This window comes from Pelagimonas sp. (genome assembly GCF_058892305.1).
In genome coordinates this window covers 21,426-37,811 of the sequence record NZ_JBZXVN010000026.1, presented here as the reverse complement: position 1 = coordinate 37,811, position 16,386 = coordinate 21,426, and the positions used below count along the sequence as shown (strand labels likewise).

Annotated in this window: 14 protein-coding genes; 4 read left to right on the top strand and 10 right to left on the bottom strand. The window is 58.1% G+C overall.

Annotated elements, in window-relative coordinates; genetic code table 11:
- Nucleotides 1–894, top strand: an 894-nt coding sequence (locus AC5EFR_RS11385) for a calcium-binding protein (RefSeq protein WP_493575933.1), incomplete at its 5' end; no start/stop codon positions are given.
- Nucleotides 895–1,181: 287 nt separating this feature from the next.
- On the opposite strand, the gene ileS is transcribed toward AC5EFR_RS11385, so the two are convergent.
- Nucleotides 1,182–4,109, bottom strand: coding sequence for an isoleucine--tRNA ligase (ileS, locus tag AC5EFR_RS11380; RefSeq protein ID WP_493575932.1), 2,928 nt, complete (start codon nucleotides 4,107–4,109; stop codon nucleotides 1,182–1,184).
- A 768-nt stretch (nucleotides 4,110–4,877) separates the two neighbouring features.
- Here ileS and AC5EFR_RS11375 point away from each other — a divergent pair.
- Together AC5EFR_RS11375 and AC5EFR_RS11370 are read left to right on the top strand one after the other, a co-directional pair.
- Nucleotides 4,878–5,339 carry a hypothetical protein gene (locus AC5EFR_RS11375; protein WP_493575931.1) on the top strand — a complete coding sequence of 154 codons (462 nt, stop codon included), beginning with the start codon at nucleotides 4,878–4,880 and terminating at the stop codon, nucleotides 5,337–5,339.
- Nucleotides 5,340–5,388: 49 nt separating this feature from the next.
- Complete coding sequence (locus AC5EFR_RS11370) at nucleotides 5,389–5,796, top strand: group III truncated hemoglobin (protein ID WP_493575930.1); 408 nt, start codon at nucleotides 5,389–5,391, stop codon at nucleotides 5,794–5,796.
- Nucleotide 5,797: 1 nt separating this feature from the next.
- Here AC5EFR_RS11370 and AC5EFR_RS11365 read toward each other — a convergent pair whose 3' ends face one another.
- Genes AC5EFR_RS11365 through AC5EFR_RS11355 form a run of 3 tightly spaced genes read right to left on the bottom strand, consistent with a single transcriptional unit; the run spans nucleotide 5,798 to nucleotide 7,876 of the window.
- Nucleotides 5,798–6,271 carry a DUF2269 family protein gene (locus tag AC5EFR_RS11365; RefSeq protein ID WP_493575929.1) on the bottom strand — a complete coding sequence of 158 codons (474 nt, stop codon included), beginning with the start codon at nucleotides 6,269–6,271 and terminating at the stop codon, nucleotides 5,798–5,800.
- On the bottom strand, nucleotides 6,271–7,593 hold the full coding sequence (locus AC5EFR_RS11360) for an SDR family oxidoreductase (protein WP_493575928.1): 1,323 nt from the start codon (nucleotides 7,591–7,593) through the stop codon (nucleotides 6,271–6,273). Before AC5EFR_RS11360 ends, AC5EFR_RS11365 begins: the two co-directional genes overlap by 1 nt.
- Complete coding sequence (locus AC5EFR_RS11355; RefSeq protein WP_493575927.1) at nucleotides 7,574–7,876, bottom strand: hypothetical protein; 303 nt, start codon at nucleotides 7,874–7,876, stop codon at nucleotides 7,574–7,576. The genes AC5EFR_RS11360 and AC5EFR_RS11355 overlap by 20 nt, the downstream gene beginning before the upstream one ends.
- A gap of 193 nt (nucleotides 7,877–8,069) precedes the next feature.
- Between AC5EFR_RS11355 and AC5EFR_RS11350 the strand changes: the two genes are divergently transcribed.
- On the top strand, nucleotides 8,070–9,233 hold the full coding sequence (locus AC5EFR_RS11350; protein ID WP_493575926.1) for an FAD-dependent oxidoreductase: 1,164 nt from the start codon (nucleotides 8,070–8,072) through the stop codon (nucleotides 9,231–9,233).
- On the opposite strand, the gene AC5EFR_RS11345 is transcribed toward AC5EFR_RS11350, so the two are convergent.
- The 6 genes from AC5EFR_RS11345 to AC5EFR_RS11320 form a co-directional block, all read right to left on the bottom strand.
- Nucleotides 9,216–9,512 carry a CBU_0592 family membrane protein gene (locus tag AC5EFR_RS11345; protein ID WP_493575925.1) on the bottom strand — a complete coding sequence of 99 codons (297 nt, stop codon included), beginning with the start codon at nucleotides 9,510–9,512 and terminating at the stop codon, nucleotides 9,216–9,218. The two genes, AC5EFR_RS11350 and AC5EFR_RS11345, sit on opposite strands and share 18 nt — an antisense overlap.
- Nucleotides 9,513–9,626: 114 nt before the next feature.
- A complete protein-coding gene (locus tag AC5EFR_RS11340) occupies nucleotides 9,627–10,355 on the bottom strand; it encodes a VIT1/CCC1 transporter family protein (protein ID WP_493575924.1) in 729 nt (242 codons plus the stop codon).
- Nucleotides 10,356–10,429: 74 nt separating this feature from the next.
- Complete coding sequence (locus AC5EFR_RS11335) at nucleotides 10,430–13,252, bottom strand: DUF2339 domain-containing protein (protein WP_493575923.1); 2,823 nt, start codon at nucleotides 13,250–13,252, stop codon at nucleotides 10,430–10,432.
- A gap of 157 nt (nucleotides 13,253–13,409) precedes the next feature.
- Nucleotides 13,410–14,423 carry a YcjF family protein gene (locus AC5EFR_RS11330; protein ID WP_493575922.1) on the bottom strand — a complete coding sequence of 338 codons (1,014 nt, stop codon included), beginning with the start codon at nucleotides 14,421–14,423 and terminating at the stop codon, nucleotides 13,410–13,412.
- Nucleotides 14,416–14,940 carry a GNAT family N-acetyltransferase gene (locus tag AC5EFR_RS11325; RefSeq protein WP_493575921.1) on the bottom strand — a complete coding sequence of 175 codons (525 nt, stop codon included), beginning with the start codon at nucleotides 14,938–14,940 and terminating at the stop codon, nucleotides 14,416–14,418. Before AC5EFR_RS11325 ends, AC5EFR_RS11330 begins: the two co-directional genes overlap by 8 nt.
- Entirely contained in the window at nucleotides 14,937–16,352 is a 1,416-nt protein-coding gene (locus AC5EFR_RS11320) for a YcjX family GTP-binding protein (RefSeq protein ID WP_493575920.1), read from the bottom strand. The genes AC5EFR_RS11325 and AC5EFR_RS11320 overlap by 4 nt, the downstream gene beginning before the upstream one ends.
- Between the last annotated feature and the right edge of the window lie 34 nt (nucleotides 16,353–16,386).

The window sequence follows — 16,386 nt, the reverse complement described above, 5'->3', positions numbered from 1 at the left end:
GTCGACATCACGGATGTGGTCGATGTCATAACGGACGGGTCCGCCGATGTGACCCTTGATGGCACAGGTGGCGCCGACGACATGAACGCAGGTGCAGGCCATGATATTGTCAACGGCGGTGCGGGTGATGATACAATCCGCGGTGGCGAGGGGAACGACACTGTTGTTGCTGGCGATGGTGACGACATCGTTGCAGGCAACGACGGGCGCGACATTTTGCAAGGGCTAGCAGGCAGTGACACCATGTATGGCGGTCAGGGTAATGACCGTATGTCAGGGGGCGATGACAATGATCTGCTTTCTGGCGGCGATGGCAACGACCGCGCCTATGGCAATGATGGCAATGACACGTTGATCGGAGACGGTGGCAGTGACACGCTGTCAGGTGGCAATGACGACGATGAAATCCATGGTGGTGCCGGTCATGACTCCTTGCGCGGTGTCCATGGTGAAGATGTTATTTACGGCGGTGAAGGCCGCGATACGATCACCGGCAACGCTGGCAGTGATACGCTGTATGGCCAGGGCGGCAATGATCGCGTCTTTGGCGGTACCGGTGATGACACTGTGGATGGTGGAGCCGGGCGTGACTATCTTGGCGGTGGTCTTGGTGCCGACGTCTTTGTCTTTGCCAGTACCAGCGACAGCCCAGACGGTGTTGAGCGGGATACAATTGCGGACTTTGAACACGGGATCGACCACGTCGATCTGAGCGGTTTTGGTCTTGGTCTAAGCTTCATTGGCAACGGGGGGTTCACCTCGACCGCTGGTGAAATTCGCTACGATGACACAATCGGCCGATTGTCTTTGGACACGGATGGTGACGGGGTGGCCGACGTGTCGGTCGATCTTGAAGGCGTGCCGACATTTGATGCGGGTGACCTCATTTTGTGAGGCGACTAGGCCTCAATGAGCGATGACCAAAGATTTGCGTTGTCGCGAGGAAAAGTGCGTTCCGCCCTTCCTTTTTGGAGGGGCGGTTTCATTTTAAGGCGGGCAATCTGTGTCTTGATCGTTCGAAACCGGTTGGCCGCTTGACCCGGTGCTCGCTTCTACGCACGCAATGGCGGCACTTGGCACATGCTTCCTATTGAGAATAGGCGCCAACAAACAGCGGATTAGACGCGCCTAACAACAGGTTTCACCAAAGAAAAAGGCGGGGTTTCCCCCGCCTTTGTCGTTTAGCCCAATGCGTCGTTACAGCGTTTGCAAGTGCCCGGATGGGCATGTCGCCCAACATCGGGAAGGATCTTCCAGCAGCGCTGGCATTTCTCACCCTCGGCCTTTTCAAACACCACACCCACGCCTTCGGTTTCCGGCAGACGGAAGGCTTCGGCGGGTTGCGGATCACCGGTAAGCGAGATTGCCGAGGTGATGCAGATGTCGTCAAAGGGCAGCGATTTCAGCGCGGCCAAGGTGTCGGCGTCACGCACATGCACAACCGGCGCGGCCTCAAGCGAGGCCCCGATCACCTTGTCGGTCCGCTGAACCTCAAGCGCGGCGGTCACAACGCGGCGCACTTTGCGCACTTCGGCCCATTTGGCCGCCAGAGGTTCGTCCAGCCAATCTTTGGGCGTGTCAGGCATATCGATCAAATGGACCGAGCTGTCATCGCCGGGGAAACGTTCGAGCCAAACCTCTTCCATCGTGAACACAAGGATCGGTGCGAGCCATGTGGTCAGGCGATGGAACAGGATGTCGAGAACGGTGCGGCAGGCGCGGGCGCGTTCGCTATCGCCATCGCAATAGAGCGCATCCTTGCGCACATCGAAATAGAAGCTCGACAGATCGACAGTGGCAAAGTTGAAGACCGTCGAAAAGACGCCTTGGAAATCGAACTCAGAATAGCCCTTGCGGACTTGATGATCGATCTCGGCCAGACGATGCAGAACCCAACGTTCCAGCTCGGGCATGTCTTCGACGGCAACACGTTGATCTTCGGTGAAATCACCCAAAGCGCCAAGCATATAGCGCATAGTATTGCGCAAACGGCGATAGCTATCGGCAACACCCTTAAGGATTTCCGGGCCGATACGCTGATCAACCATATAGTCGGTCTGGGCCACCCAAAGGCGCAGGATATCCGCGCCGTATTGTTGGACAACCTTTTCCGGCACAATGGTGTTGCCCAATGATTTGGACATCTTGTTGCCCTTCTCATCAAGCGTGAACCCATGGGTCACAACGTTGCGATAAGGCGCGCGACCCAAGGTGCCACAGGCCTGCAACAGCGATGAATGGAACCAACCGCGGTGCTGGTCAGTGCCTTCCATGTAGACATCGGCGATGCCGTCTTCGGTGCCGTCTTCGCGATCGCGCAGAACAAAGGCATGGGTGGTGCCGCTGTCGAACCACACATCAAGAACGTCAAACACCTGATCATAGTCATCCGGGTTCACGTCATCGCCAAGGAAGCGTTCTTTGGCCCCATCGACATACCAGCAATCCGCGCCTTCAACCTCAAACGCCTCGGCGATACGGGCATTCACGGCGTCATTGCGCAACAGGAAATCGGGATCAGTGGGCAAGAGCCCCTTTTTGGTGAAGCAAGTGAGCGGAACGCCCCAGGCACGTTGACGTGAAAGCACCCAATCGGGGCGCGCTTCGATCATAGAATACAACCGGTTGCGCCCGGTTTGCGGGAACCATTTCACCAGCGCGTCGATAGATGTCAGTGCGCGTTCACGGATGGTTTTACCATGGGTATCAAGGCCATCGCCAACTTCGCGGTCAACGCTGGCAAACCATTGTGGGGTGTTGCGATAGATGATCGGGGCCTTGGAGCGCCAGCTATGTGGGTAGCTATGCGACACGCGGCCACGGGCGATGATGCCACCGGCCTCGACAAGCTTGGCGATGACGGCATTGTTGGCTTTGCCCTCTTTGCCCTTTTTGTCGATGATGCGCAGATCGGCAAAGAACGGCACATGCGGCAGGAATTCGGATTCCTCACCGACGTTATGGGTCATGCGGTCAAGCCAGTTGCGCGCAACAAAGCATTCATAGTCTTCTTGACCATGGCTTGGGGCGGTGTGGACGAAACCTGTACCGGCTTCGTCGGTGACATGCTCGCCGTCGATCATTGGCACGTCGTAGTCCCAGAAGCCGTTTGCGCCCTCAACACCATTAAACGGGTGGGCGAGGGTGAGGCCATCAAGTTCATCTGCGGTCACATCACGGACGCGTTTGTATTGACCATCTTCTAGGCGGGCAGCAGTAAACACGCTTTCGGCCAAAGTGTCGGCAAGGATATATGTGTCACCAACCGCGCACCAGCATTCGTCCGGTGTTCCTGTGACTTCGTACAGCCCATAGGCAATGCCCTTGCCAAAGGCGACGGCCTTGTTCGATGGGATTGTCCATGGTGTCGTGGTCCAGATGACCACGCGCGCCCCGGCCAGATCGCCAGATCCGTTTTGGGTTTTGAATGGCACCCAGATCGTGTGGCTTTTGTGGTCATGATATTCGACCTCGGCCTCGGCCAATGCGGTCTTTTCAACCGGCGACCACATGACGGGTTTCGAGCCCTGATAAAGCGTGCCGTTCATCAGGAACTTCATGAACTCCTCGGCGATCACCCGTTCGGCGTGGAAATTCATCGTCAGATAGGGATCGGCCCAATTGCCGGTGATGCCGAGACGCTTGAATTCGTCACGCTGAACATCAACCCAGCCCTCGGCGAATTTGCGGCATTCCTGACGGAAATCAACAACGTTGACGTCGTCTTTGTTCTTGCCCTTTTTGCGGTACTGCTCTTCGATCTTCCACTCGATGGGCAAGCCGTGACAATCCCAACCCGGCACATAGCGCGCGTCAAACCCCATCATTTGATGGCTGCGCACGATCATGTCTTTGATGGTTTTGTTGAGCGCGTGACCGATATGCAGGTGGCCGTTGGCATAGGGGGGACCATCGTGAAGCGTGAATGGCTTGCGCCCTTCCTTTTCACGTAGGCGGTCGTAAACTCCGATCTCGGCCCAGCGTTCCAACCATGCAGGTTCGCGCTTGGGAAGACCCGCGCGCATGGGGAAATCGGTTTTAGGCAGGTTCAGGGTCTGTTTGTACTCAGGAGTATCTTGAGCGGTATCTTTAGGCGTATCGGCGCACATGAGGGGCGTCCTTGGACTGATTTATCAGGAAATAAGGAGAGGCGGCGCGGTGTTCCATACGCCTTGTCCCGGCAGCTCGCGTTCAGAGCGCCGGGTAAATAATTCGAATGATGATTGCGACGGTGTACATCATGAGGGCGGTATAACTCCGGGAATGTCATAGGTAAAGCGGCGAAGCTGCCCTGCTGCACTTCGTCCAATTCGACGGCAGTTTTCGCCTTAGGGGGGATGGGGTTCTCTGGCGCAGCGGCCTAGAGTTGATTTAAGGTTGGATTGGATGTCGCATGTTTGTATTGCCAATGGCCGCAATGGTTTGTTTGGCGATAAATCGTTCTGTCTGTGTTGAAAACAAAGCTCTCTGACTCCCAGCAAATCTAAGCCCGAGAGTCAGCTTGCCAACATGGGGCAGTCGATACCTCTCGAGCGGATCGTTTCCGCAAGAGTTGATGCAGGCAGGCCTTTTATCGCGAGTTGACGACTTATTGCGCAGCGCTCTGCTGAATGCGACCTGTGCACGACTAGCTTTACCATGCGGATTGAAGAAGTCGGGGTTTCCAACGTTCTGGTTTATGGGACGGAAACGGTGCCCATCAAAGTCACTTGCAACTGTTTTGGCGAAAACAAGCCCCAGATTTTTCCCGAGCAATTGCTGGTAGATAAATGTTTGGGTTGCGTTTATGGCATGGTTCGAGATTGCGAGCAAAGATCGCCAGCGCCCGCAGGTCGTTGCCGGAATGAAAAATAGATTTCAAGTGAGTGAATAAAACAATGCGTATAAGTGGATTGACTGTTTCGATCATGGCGGCCCTTGCCGTGTCAGGCTGTGTTGAACAAGAGGCACCCGCTGCACCAACAAAACTTAGCCCTGAGGTGAAGCTCACGGCAAAGGGGAAATCTCTGCCGGTAGAGCGGATCGTTGCTGTTAAACTGCAACCTCTGGTTGGTGCCACTGATGCGCGCAAGAGTGTTCCTATTCACACGGCGGTTTGTGAACTCAAATCCGACACGTTCAAAGCGCATGTCGAACGGTCCGGATTTGTGAATCTGCCTGTATACGGAGCGAACACTCCTCCCCTACAAGTGAGCTGTTCCCATATGGGGCATAGTGAGACACGGACATATCGACCGATTAAAACCGGAACACCTGGCGGTGGCTTTGATTGGGGATATGGGGCAATTTTCATCGAAGTCACAGGAGTAGCACGGCACGATCCGCTTGTTGTACGCTAAGCTCTGACATCCGGCAGAATGGTTATGGGATGGGCAATGGAGATTCCCGATGGTGGCTATACCTCCTCGTTTTGAGATCACTCGTTCTGAGATCGAGCGTGTCGTCGCCGCATTTTATGAGGTGGTGCGTGTGCATCCGGGATTGGGGCCGGTTTTTGCGATGCATGTGACAGATTGGCCCAGCCACGAGGCGAAAATCGCCGGGTTTTGGGCCAATGCGATCCTGCATGAACGTAGTTATGATGGCAATCCGCTGGCGGTGCATCGGCAGGCGGGAAATGTGCGCCCCGGCATGTTTGATGCATGGTTAGGGTTATTTGACAGTGTGTTGAAGCGAGAATTGCGTCCTGATCAGGCCGCGGCATGGTCGATGCTAGCACATCGTATCGGGCGATCTTTGCGGGCCGGTGTTGTCGAGAAACAAACCGGACCCGGCGGCGTGCCGATCCTGCGCTAGGCTACCAAATATCTGGGCGGGCAAGCATCAGCCACAAGATGCCCGCAACAGCGAAAAACGCCGGAAACCCGCAGGCAAACCAGATGCGGAAAAGTTTGAAATAACGCGGCGGCAGGGTGATACCGGTTGTGGCACAGGTGCGGGCGATGTCGCGCAACTGGATTTGGATCCAGACCACCGGCAGCCAAAACACCCCTGTCACCAGATAGAGTGCAAGCGAAAGGAGAATCCAGCCTTCGCTCATGTCCCAACCCACCGCATGGGCGAGCAGCCAGCCGGTAATCGGTTGGAGCACAACGGCGGTGGCGGTGAAAAGCGTATCGGCCAAAACCACGGTTCCGGCGACATGGGCGATGAGTTTGGCGTCGCGGGTCAGATGCGCCATCAGCATGAAAAACGCGATTCCCGCGCCGGTGCCAAATAAAACGGCCGCGCCGACAATATGCATCCAGCGCAGAGCCAGTTCATAAAGCATCAGCGTTCCTCCAACAGCGCCCAAGTGACGAGGGCCAAGACCAGCGCCGGGGCGATTTTGGCCAAGGGGCCAAGGGGATCAAGCCACATTGCCGGTGTGACAAGGGTGCCAAGCCCCAGATAGATCAAACAGACTGCGATCATACCGAGGCAGGCGCGTTGTGCCCAAGGCCGCCAAAGCAGCGCCACCGCCAAGGCCATATCGACCAAAGACCAAAACACCACCGAGGCGCGGGCCATGCCTTCACCCCATCCCTGCGCGGTCAATTGCGCGGCGGCACGGTCAAGGCTGACAAGCCCCATCACCCCGGAAAACACCCAGAACAGCGCAAGAACCGCAACGCAAATCGGCATGAGAAGCGCCATGCGTGCCTGAAGCCGGTGCTCGGGACCTAGCTTCAGGTTTTGCAGAATGTTGGACATGTCCGGCAAAGGGCGATCAAGGGCGCTCCACGGGGCCGGATTACCTGTCACATCATAGCGCAATACCTGTGTTGCTGTGCTGCGCAATGGGCTGCGCCACCCCAAGTGGCCAAGCCTATCCGCCGCCCATCCGGTCGCGCCAAGCATCCAATTCGGGGCAACCCACTCACGCCGAGCCGGAGTGAACCCTAGGGCCGCGCGGTGTCCGGCAATGATATCGCGCAGGGATTGCGGGGTGGTTTCAACCAGATCGAAGATTTGGCCGGTTGGCACCTGTCCGGAAACGGCCTTTGCCACGGCATCGCCAACATCGGTTGCGCTGACGCATTGCATTTGAGCATTGGGGAGCGCGAGAGGTTGGAGGAAAGGCACCGCCGCCAATAATCGCACCAAAGCCGTGCCGCCATAGGCCCCTTGGGCCAGAACCAATCCGGGTCGAAACACCACAGTCCGCGCACCAGACGCCAAAAGCGCGGCATCACCGCGGGCCTTGGATGCGAGGAAAACCAAAGGGTTATTAGCATCGGCCCCGATGGCGGAAATCTGAACGACCAAGATGTCACTTTGTTTCGCCGCTTGTGCCATAGCCGCCAACGCATGGTGGTGCAGGGCTTCTAGGCTGTCGCGCGCGCCATCCTGAAGCGCCCCGGCGCAATTGACCACAACGTCGACTCCGTCCAAGGGGGCGGTCCAATCATCCGAGGCGGTCAGTTGCGCCATATCAAGAGCAACAAAAGGCAAGCCGGGCACGCGCTTTGCGGCGGCGTTTGGGTCACGACCGGCGGCACGCACCGAGTGGCCAGCACGGCCCAGTGCGGCGCAAACTTCGGCCCCGATTAATCCATAAGCCCCCAGAACCAGAATGGTTTTAGGGGAGGCCTTAACAGGGGCCGCCGACAAGGCCGAGCCCCCGCATCAAATGCAACAGGCCAATGGCAACAACCATAAGGCAGAGCCAGATGTTGGTTTTTGCGCCGATCTCTAGATCGCGTGCTTTGAACGTGCCCACGCCGCCAAGCGCCATGGCGATACCGCCCAAACACAGCGCGGCAAAGTCGACATGGGTACAACTTATTTGCCCATTGATCTCGGCGCTGCCGGTCGAGGAAAACCGCAACACAAACCCCAAAACCGCGACCAAAAGGGCGGTTTTCGTCAGGGGTGTCAGCTCCTGCCATTTCATTTTGCTCTCCATTTCAGCAAGCGCGCGCTTGTACGCATATCATGCCAACCCACTGGCGGCGTCAAGCACCCCAATCGCCGCGACATCTGCGCCCTGCGGCGCTGCGTCCCTTGCGTATCGCAATGTAGCGGCGTTTTCTGCGGCTACATAAATCTATGTTTCTGGGCGGGTTATCGGGGCCATGAGCGGCCAATTGAATATAGCAATTATTGGGGCCGGGATCGGCGGGCTTGCCCTTGCGGCGGCTTTGGCGACACGCGACCATCGCGTCCGGGTTTTTGACCGGTTTGACGCGCCTGCGCCCGTCGGGTCAGGGTTGGTTATCCAACCCGTCGGTCAGCAGGTGTTGCACGATCTTGGTGTCGGGGATGAGGCCGAAGCACTTGGCAAAAAGCTATTCCGAATGTTGGGAACCGAGGCGGCGCAGGATCGGGTGGTTCTAGACGTCACCTATGATGCGCCTGCTTTGCCGCGGTTTGGCCTTGCCATTCACCGCGCTGCATTATTCACCTGTCTGTTACGGGCCGCGGAGCGGGCCGGGGCCGAGCTTGTCGCAGGGCAAGAAATCACCGGGGTGGGGCACGGCATGGTTGAAAGCGCAGACCAGAGCCATGGCCCGTTTGACCTGATCGTTGATGCCTCTGGGGCCGGGTCAGTTTTGTCGCCAATCAAAGCGCGCGGGCTTGGATACGGGGCGCTTTGGGCCACGGTGGATTGGCCTGCGGATACAGGTTTGCCGGTGGATGAGCTGCGCCAGCGCTATAAACAGGCGCGCCATATGGTTGGCGTCTTGCCGATTGGGCAAATGGACCACCAGAACAGCACGCAAAAGGCGGCGATCTTTTGGTCGCTTCCGGCGCGCGATTACAATGTCTGGCGGGCCCGTGGCTTGGCGCAATGGAAGGAAGAGGCCGCGGCGCTTTGGCCCGATTTTACGCCGTTCTCCAACCAGATTGAGCATGTGGATCAGATGACCATGGCGCGTTATGCCCATGGCACCCTGATGCGCCCCTATACCCGTGATGTCGTGTTCATTGGTGACGCGGCTCATCGTGCCAGCCCACAATTGGGACAGGGGGCGAATATGGCGCTTTTGGATGCGTGGTCTTTGGCAGAGGCGGTGGGCAGTGCCAATGGCGATATGGCCAAGGCGGCCCGAACCTATGCCCAAGCGCGGCGTTGGCATGTTCAGGCCTATCAGGCGATGAGCAAAGCATTTACGCCAATGTATCAATCCAATAGCCGGATCTTGCCGGTACTACGTGATCGGGTCTTGGCACCGATCGCAATGCATCCGCGCATGCGGCGGATGTTAACCCGGCTGGTTTGTGGTGACCTGTTACCGCCGGCACAATAGCGTATCCTGCCAACGCAGCATGACGCGCAAAGTGATGCCAATGATACCAAGGACAATCCAGAACACTTGAATCAACGCCGAGGCGAGATTGAATTCATGGCTCAGGCTTATCAAAACCAAAGTGGCGGCACAGGTGTTAAAGGCAAAATAGCGGATGCTTTCACTGCTGAGAATACGCAGAGTCAGGCAGGTGTAGACGCAGACATAGGCTGCAAACCCCAACACGCCGACAAGTCTATAGAGGGCGTCCGCGTCGGACACAGTGTAAAAATCGGCCATTTCTGACCTCCGATAAAATGAAATGTGAGTCGTTCTAAATCCTATCGATGACCCTAAGTCAGCAAAGGTTACTGGCACAGTCACGTATTCCTGACCCTTGGTTAAAGGGGGCGGTTAGATGTGAAAAAGCGACCCAACGCCAAAGGCAATCCCGGCGGCAACCGAGCCAATTGCCAGAGTTTCCACCCCAGATCGCCACCATGGGCTTAGCGACCAACGGCTTTTGAGCGTTCCAATGCCAAAGAATCCGATCAGAGTGAGGACAACCGAAGCCGGAAAGGCCGAAGCCAGCCCAAGCAGGAACGGCAAGAGCGGGATCAACCCGGCGATCAAGAAAGCGCCAAAGGTCACGAGAGCGGCGCGCATCGGGTGCGGGTCAACCGAGGCCAATCCATATTCCCCTTCAAGCATGGTTGCGATCCATGTCTCGCGACTGGCGGCGAGCTGATCGACGGCTTCGTCCAAGGTTTGTCCAGACAGACCCTTTTGCGCCAGAATGCTGCGCAATTCACGGCGCTCGCCCTCTGGGTCAACCCGGATATGGCGTTCTTCAACGGCCCGTAGGCGTTTGATGTCATCAAGTTCGGCCTTGGTTGCGGAATAGTTGCCCGCCGCCATGGAAAACCCGTCGGCCAGCACATTCGCCACCCCGAGGGCTACGATGACATAGGGGGACAATCCAGCTCCGGCCACTCCTGCCACGATGGCAAAGGTGGTGATTGATCCGTCAATTGCCCCGTACACAATGTCGCGCAAATCGCCCCGGCCCGGTGGTTGCGCCAAACGGGCGTCAATCTCGGCCTGTGAGTGGCCATGTTCCAGTGTCGGCGGTTTGCTGGGCATGAAGATCATCCTTGGCTAGGGGCAAAACCCCATGGCACCGTGGCATTCTCAATGTCGGGCAACCATGCGCTGGATCAATCCAGCCGATCAATTTCGGGGTCTGTGTTCGGGTCGGGAACAGGGTCTGGTTCGTCGGAGTCTTTGTCCGGGTCGTCCGTGCGCAATTGCACCCAGCGGTTCAACCAGGCCAAACCGGCCAATGACAGCCCGAGAAGGAGGAAGGAAAACACCCGCGTCAGCCCCTGTAGCCCAGAAATGTCGATCAAAAACACCTTGGCGACGGCAAGGCCGATGACCACGACACCTGCCTGACGCAGGCGGTCCGATTGACGGGCCAAAGCCTGATAAAACAGTGCTGCACCGGTGAGCAAAAGGGCAACGGTGTAGCTGTATAGCTCGGGCTGAGTGACGCCAAAGGGCATCGGCATCTGGTCAGACTCGCGCCAAAAATGCCGGATCGTCAAAACGGCCCAATAAGCGGCCATAGCGATGGACAGTGTGGCAAAACCGATGCGCAGCTTTCGCTGTTTGGTCGGCAGGCGCAAAGCCCCAAACCCAAGCGCCAGAGTTGGGATCAAATAAGAGGGGATCAACGTATTGAACAACGGCGGGCCAGCCACTTTTTGACCGGTGAACATATGGGCAAACAGCGGGCTGACAACACTTGCGCCAAGGGCCAGCATGCCAAGGGCGAAAAGCGCATAGATGGTGGCCAAGGTCATGCGCATCCAGCGCATTTTACCACCAAGTTCCATCCGCATCACTTGCGCCAGAACTAGGCCGATCCAGATCGTGGCATGTAGTCCAAATTCCCAATGCAGGCTGTCATTTCCGCGCCCGACCAAGGCCTCAAGCACATGATAAAGGGTCAAGCTTAGGGTCATGCCAGCAACCGAAAGGGCGGCGCTTTCCAAAAACACTTTGGAGCGGGGCCGGTCCAATAGGGCGATCACAAAGTAACCGGCGACAAGCGCGGCGGTTGTGCCCCCGTAGGCGGCGAGCATCTGTAAAACGGGGGCGTAAAATGCCCAATCCAGACCGGGGTCAATCACCAAGCGATAGCCGAGCGCGATAATCCCCGCTGAAATATAGACCCCCATGAGGGGCAAGTTGAACCGACGGTCAAGAACGGCCGCCGCCAATACCGTTGCAGCAAGGGCGAGGGTTAGGGCCGCGTCAAACAGCACGACACCCACAGCAAAGGCCAAACACGCCAACGCCGAGATCACCGCAAGCGAGGTCTGGGTTTTGTCAGAGGCGTCGGCTTTGGCGAATTGTGTGGCGAAAAGGGTCATCAACGCCGCAAGGCCCAGCGCATGAAAGGCCCAAGGCCATGCCCCGATTGATGTTATGGGCTGCCACGTTATTTCCAAGGCCAAACCTGCCAAGGGGGCCAAAAGCACCGCACCAGCGGCCCAGAAGGTGGCAAACCGCTCGGTTTTTAAGCTGTGCCACGCCGCCAAAACGCTTGGCACAATCGCTGCAATCAGCGCCCAAGTGATATCCATCGGCAGGCGGGTTTCGGTTTGCCCCTCTTTGGCGGCCAAACCGGCGCTGAGGTCCTGTAGGACAAGGTAAGTGGTATCCCACGATCCAAGCAGTGCCAAAAGGGTCAAAGCCGGGGCAAGCGCATGGTCTTGGATCGCCGGTGCAGGGCGCGCCCAGACAGTGAACAGAGCGGTCAAGCCCGAGGCAAGGCATAGGTTGAGCCAGAAATTGCCGCTACTGTCCATCGCTGTGACAAACAGGATGGCACAGCAGGTCAGGCTCATGACACCGGATAGGCGGGCGGGGAAAATGGGCCAGCGGCTGGTTTTGCTACGGGTGACAGACCCATAGAGCGCTTCGAGTGCACAGGCCCCTTGATGATCCGGCATCACTCCGCGGGCAGGGATCAGAACGACCAAAATCACCAACACGACCGCGAACCCAGCATAGGCCGCAGAGAGGGACGCAGACCCCGTTTCGCCAAACCACAATAGGCCACCCGCTACCGTGCCACACACAAGTGCCAAAACACTTACCCAAGCCCAGCGTTTGACGGTGTCAATCGCAAGGCCAAGCCCGACCATCAGAGCGAAATAGACAAAGAGCCATTCCGGCCTGTCGCTGCTTCCACCGACAAGGAACGGAGCCGCAATGCCGCCGATCACACCGATGGCAGCCAACAAAGCCCCGTGAAACCAGCCCAAAATCATCGCCCCGATCGCCACGCAAAATAGCGCGAACAAGGCGGTGCTCGGATCAATCATATTGTACAGCATACGGGCCGATAGGACGCCCCCCATCAAAGTGACAAGGCCAGCTCCGCTAAGGACTGAGGGAAGGTAGGCGGTGCTGCTGGCTTCGGAATCGCCAAACCGCCGCCTAATCCATTCGCCAGCGCCGATTAGGACAAGGCCAAATCCAAGCGCCGAGGCAACCCGCGCCGCCGGGCTCAGCAAGCCGGTTTCAATGCCGTATTGGACAAGGAAGATGCCAGACAGAGCGAGAGACAGGGCCGCGACCGCGTAGAACCAGTTCTCGCGCAGCCACGTCAGGAATGCGTCCAACCGTTCCCTTTTGAAGACAACCGGTTCGCGGGCGGATTTGGGAGGGATTTCTCTGTGTGGCCTGTCCCAAACAGGGGGGCGGGTCGGTGTTGGTGTCGGTGTTGGCAAGGGCGCGTCGTCAGAGCCGGTGCTCGGAGCGGGTGTTTGGGTGAGAGGGACGACATTTTCAGCCGTCGCAACTGGTGCAAAAGACTCGGGAGCAGGGGGGCGGCCAAGGGCGTCCACAGCAGTGCGCAGTATTTTGACTTCGCGACGCAGACGGAGATGAGAAACCGCAAGCCAGATCAACCCCGCCGGAAGGGTCAGAACCGCAAGGCCGATCAGCAAAACCGCTTCATCTATCATCTTTAAATCCCACGCAATTTGACGAAGGATACCGCGCTATGACAGCTGGGGGAAGGTGCGGCAAACCTGACCCTCAAATCGCCATGGTTTCAACGCGCGCACCCAAAATCCTTGCAAGGATTTTGCAAATTCCATGCATGGAATTTCGGCGCAAACCTCACCCTTTTTCTGACGAAAACAACCCGCTGAAGGCCTGTCTGATGATGGCAGAAACCGATGGGCGTTTGGAGGCGGCAAAGGGCAGGGGCCGGCAAACTTCAATCGCCGCGACGCCGACCCGCGCCGTGAGCGAGCCGTTCACCAAACCTTCGCCAAAGCGGCGGGACAGTTTGCCCAGCAACCCACCCCCAAGGATCGGTTCGAGCATATCGTCGCCGACGGCCACCGCCCCGGTCGCAACCAGATGCGACATCACCGCCTTGGTCAATCGCCAGCTGCCAAGCGTACCCGAGCGGCCGCCATAGATTTCGGCAATCCGCCGGATCATCCGCAGGTTCGCGGTGAGGGCCGCCGCCACATCGGCCAGCGCCAAGGGCACCAGCGCGGTTACGGTGGCGACCTGCCGGGCGGCGGCTTCGACTTCGCGCTGGGCGGCGAGGTCAAGCGGGGCCAGCAATTCGGTCTCGGCCAAGCCAAGCAAGCCAGACGCGTCAAAAATCTCGTCCTTGCGCTCGGCCAACCTTTCGGCCCCCCAACGCAGGTCGTCGCGCCCGTGATACAACGCCAACAATTGCGTCGTCACTTTTCGTGCGTCCTCAAGATTTTCATCGGCCAAAGCGGAATCGGCGGCGCGGTGAATTGCGTCGATCTTGGCAAGTCGGGCAAAGGCCGATAGTTCCTTGATCGCAATCATCAGGCAGACGAGCACAAACAGCGCGATCAATCCGGTGACGGCCCAACCGAGAACCGGGTTGGCGGCAATCAAAGAGGTGGCGTAGTTCCACGCGGCAATCGAGACAACCGTGCCCAGCAAGGCCCCCAACAAGCGCCAGAACCACCGCGCCAGTTTCGAGGGTTGTCGCGCCGCCAGGGTCGCAATTGTGGTCATGGCTTGCCCCTGAGGGGCGATGCCGTCGGCGGTGTCTGGTACCGGGGGCACGTCGGATGGAGAAGGGGCCGGGTCAGCAGTGTCTTCCAAATTAATGAGGACGGGGCCTTTGGTGTTAGTCATGTGCGTCCTCCAATGCGACGGTGTCGTTTTTTTGGGCTGTGACGGGGGGTGGGGGCGCATCGCCAGCGACATTTGGCTTGTCCCAAGTCAGGTGAATATCAGGCAAACCTTCTTCGTTGCCCGAGCCGTCACCGCGTTCAACCTCGCTAAACCCGCTGCGTTTATAGAACCGCCGCGCACCGCGATTGGCGACAAAGGTCCAAAGGTCGAGCTGATCCACCTGCGTTTTGGCGTGATCCAACAGGGCGCTGCCAACACCGGCCCCTTGCGCGGCTTCGGCGATAAACAGGGCATGCACATAGGTGCCATCGCGTGAGATAAAGCCGGTGATCTGCCCGTCTTCGTCTTCGGCAACCGTGATCCAGCCTCGGTCAATCATATGGCCCGCATGGGCGATATCCTCGGCGGCGCTGTGCAAAAGGGGTTTCCAATCATGGGCGGCCACGGCGGCGGTGATCAGCGCGCCAAGCCTTCCGGCGTCCATGTCATGGGCCGGGCGGAGGAAGATCGCGCTCATAGCTTGTCACCGATCAAGAACTGCGCAGCGCGGTCAAGGCGGATATGCGGCGGGCCTTCGCCGGGTTTGAGGGTGAGCAGGGCGGGGGCGAAATTCATCACCTCGTAATCTTGCCCCAACCACGTCTCGGCCCCGTCACGGGCGGGCCCCAACAGATGAGTTGGGTCTTGGGGCAATTCACCGGGAAAAAACGCCGCCTGTTTGCCAGTCTTTAGCAAAGTGCCCCGCACGCAATCAAGGTCACGTCCACCATGCGAAATGGTTTGTTCTGTGGTGGCACGCAGACTAGCGAGCGACAAAGCTTGCGTTTCTGCCCCGGCAAAACGAGCCCGATCGCGGGCTTCGCGGGTCATCGCCTCCATAATGCCGGTCAGGCGCGGGTGCTGTGAGTGATGCAGGTGGTCGGCCTTGGTCGCCGCAAAGAGGATTTTCTCAACCCGTTTGCCAAGCAAAAGATTGGTCAAAAACGCGTTGGCACCGGGGCGGTAGGCTGTGAGAATATCGGCCATGGTCTGGCGCAAATCCTCAACCGCGCGCGGCCCGGCGTGGATCGCGCCAAGCGCATCGACAAGCACAACCTGACGATCAATGCGCGAAAAATGATCGCGAAAAAACGGTTTCACGATGCGGGATTTGTAGGCTTCAAACCGGCGTTCCATTTCGCGCCAAAGCGATTTTCGCGGCACCGTGCCCTTGGGCGGCAGAGGCGCAAAGGTTAAAACCGGCGAACCGGCCAATTCACCGGGCAAAAGGAACCGCCCCGGTGAGCAATCTGAAAACCCGGCGTTTCGCGCCACATGCAGTGCGGCAGTATAGGTTTCGGCCAAGGCGCGGGCGCGAGATTCGTCCAAATTGTCGGTGCTAGGTTCGTTGCGGGCCATATCGACATAGGCGGGGCCATCGGGGCGATGTGCCATCCGCGTCAACATTTCAGACGACCAATCCGCATAGGATTTATCGAGCAAAGACAGGTCCAAAAGCCATTCACCCGGATAATCGACGATATCAAGGTGGACGGTGCGCGGCCCTTGAAACCCGGACAACATGCCGGTTGGTTGCACTTTGAGTGATAGGCGTAACTCGGAAATCGAACGGGTGCTGTCAGGCCAGCTTGGCGTGCGTGATGTCAAATCACCAAGGTGGTTTTCATAGTCAAACCGGGGGATTGTGTCATCGGGTTGGGGTTGCAGGTAGGCCGACAAAATGCGGCCCTCGGATTGGGCAACCAATTGCGACATGCGCCCGCGATCCAACAGGTTGGCCACCAAAGAGGTGATAAACACCGTCTTCCCGGCCCGCGCCAAACCGGTAACGCCAAGGCGGATGGTCGGCTCCATAAAGGTCTCGGAGAGCGTGTCAGTGACATTGCCGACACTGCGGCTTACCGACTCCGCAATTGCGCCAATTACCATAGAATTCTGCCCTCTCACCTGACCTTGGGGCCAA